Source organism: Succinimonas sp. (assembly GCF_045225735.1).
Lineage (GTDB): Bacteria > Pseudomonadota > Gammaproteobacteria > Enterobacterales > Succinivibrionaceae > Succinimonas.
This window is the reverse complement of the sequence record NZ_JBGVBR010000407.1, coordinates 1-2,153: the sequence shown is the minus strand read 5'-3', so window position 1 is coordinate 2,153 and position 2,153 is coordinate 1. Positions and strand designations below refer to the sequence as shown.

Below are 2,153 nucleotides of genomic sequence, written 5' to 3'. Positions count from 1 at the left end.
ATACTTTTTCAATCTAGCTAACATCAGGTTTTTCCTTTAAAAGTTGATTAGCAAAATAACAGACAAGCCCAGACGCTACTTGTTAAGATGCGAGTGAGCGGACAACGGGTTGAAAGTCCTGGACGCTCCCCTAGCGTCATTCCCCACAACCCACCTCCGAGGCTCGATTTCCGTATAAACGAACCCGGAAACGTTCAGATCTCCCTTGGCATCCTCCCAGGGGGCGATCCATATTCTCATTACCACTGCCGGGGTGCGGATCGGCACCGGCTTGCTGGGGAGCGCCGGCGCTACATAGTTATCCTCGATCCGCTGGGTCACGGACACAACCCGGCCCTTTTCGTCAGTGGTGTATTCAGTGTTAAGCGGCTTTCCGGAGGCATCGGTCTGAAGCACAACCCGGTCATCATCCACGCCCTTTACAGTGGAGATCTTCTGACCTCTTTCGGCCATTTCCTCCACTTCGTCCTTTGATACGGGCTTGGGGATCTGGCCGTTATTGGTGGCTTCGTACATTTCCCTGCTGGATGCGCAGGACACGCCTTTGCCTTTGCCCGGGCATGAAAAGTCATTTTCTCCCACATTCAAATAGGAGCATCCGGAGAGGGATGCCATGATCCCGATCCCTCCGATCATCATTGCCCGCTTTAACAGTATCTTCATATTATTATCTCACAATTTAATACTTAAATATCGTTCGCCCGAAAACTTGCCGATCAGCTCAGAGGGGCTGATTTTCTCGCCACCGGATCGCTGATCTCGTTGACGCTCTTGACCATGAGCTTGGTGCCCTTGGACACGATTATGTCCACGCCTCTGCCAGCGTCAATTTCTATTACCGGGTACATTCTGTCGGCCAGATCCATGTAGAAGTCCGCAATGCGGTTAAGAGACTGGCTTACGCCCCGGCTGGCTCCGCCTTTGATGGCTTTCTTCGAAAATACGTCCTCATAGCGTACCGTGCCATCAGATGACGTGTTAAGGGTGGGAGTGGCCGCAACGTCAAACATCTCCGCAAACCCTCCGGCGAATCCGGCAAGAAGGGAGCGGGCAATGATCTGGCCCTGCTTGGATACGAGGGTGCCTCTCACCCCGGCCTTGCCGTCATCTCCCACGGCGAAGCTGTCCAGTTCCGTCTCGATCACGCCGCCGTCATCCCGGATGCAGGAGATCTTTTCGCCCCGGAGCATGGCTCTTTCCGAAGAAAGATCGCCATAGCCTGAGAGCAGCATAAAGCACTCCCGGATGTCCGCCTGGTAGTTGTTAGGCAGGATCGCGTCCTTCTGAAGCCTGACCAGAGTCGGGAAGGGATTCTTCTGAGCCCCGGAACCTGTGGGAGCATCCAGACCCGAAATAAACACGCCAGTCAGGATCGAACCGGCCGGTATGAAAATGTACTCCTTCTCCGGCTCCACAACGGGCTTGGGCTTTTCCGGCTCCCGGTGGGAGGTAATGGTGATCACCCGCTCGGTCATTACCGGCCGGCCCTTGGCATCCACCTTGGCCTTGCCGGTTTCCATGTCGATAACAGGCTTGGATTCCTGATTGGCCTCCTTCGGGGTGGGAGCTGCCGCAAAAAACTCTTCCGGGGTTTTCGCGTCCATCATAGATATTGCGGAAAGAGCGTTGCTCTGGCCCCGGGTATCGGTTCCGTTCTCATAGTCGGTTACCGGGATCTCCCGGCCGTCCTGATCTACCGTGAACTTGACTCCCTGCTCCTTTAGCTTCTGGATCTCTTCGTCGGTGTAATGCCGGGTGGATTCCACATCCCGGTTGATCTGCACTGTGGCATCGTCAACCTGGGCAATGCGGGTTTCCAGCATGTCGTTTCGCTTCTGAAGCCGGGCCAGTTCCTTCTGGAATTCCTGGCGGAGCTTGTCCACCTCTTCGGAGCTTTTATTGTTGTTTCTGGTGATCTCTTTCCGGAGCTTTTCGTTTTCAGTCCGGAGGAATTTCATTTCAGAAGCCAGGGCGGATAAGGTGTCATCCTTCATCTTATAGTCCGCCGTGAGGGTGGTTTCCTCAATCTTCTGGGGCCGCTGCCGTCTCTGCTGCTCCTGGGGAGCTCCTATTTCGGAAAACGCCCAGCTCACGCCCAGAGCCAGAGCCGCCGCCCCGGCCAGAGCCGTGTATTTCTTCTGTTTAGGAGGCAG

The 2,153-nt window shown here is 55.0% G+C and carries 2 protein-coding genes; both read right to left on the bottom strand.

Going from position 1 to position 2,153, the window contains the following annotated elements:
• Window positions 1-75: 75 nt before the first annotated feature.
• Window positions 76-663, bottom strand: coding sequence for a type IV conjugative transfer system lipoprotein TraV (gene traV / locus ACJROR_RS14295; protein ID WP_406547687.1), 588 nt, complete (start codon window positions 661-663; stop codon window positions 76-78).
• Between the two features lie 53 nt (window positions 664-716).
• Window positions 717-2,153 (bottom strand): TrbI/VirB10 family protein (locus ACJROR_RS14290; RefSeq protein ID WP_406547686.1); only part of this gene is annotated, 1,437 nt, incomplete at its 5' end.

Coding starts and splice junctions, on each gene's coding strand:
- traV (WP_406547687.1), bottom strand. CDS start 663: ATGAAGATACTGTTAAAGCGGGCAATGATGATCGGAGGGATCGGGATC.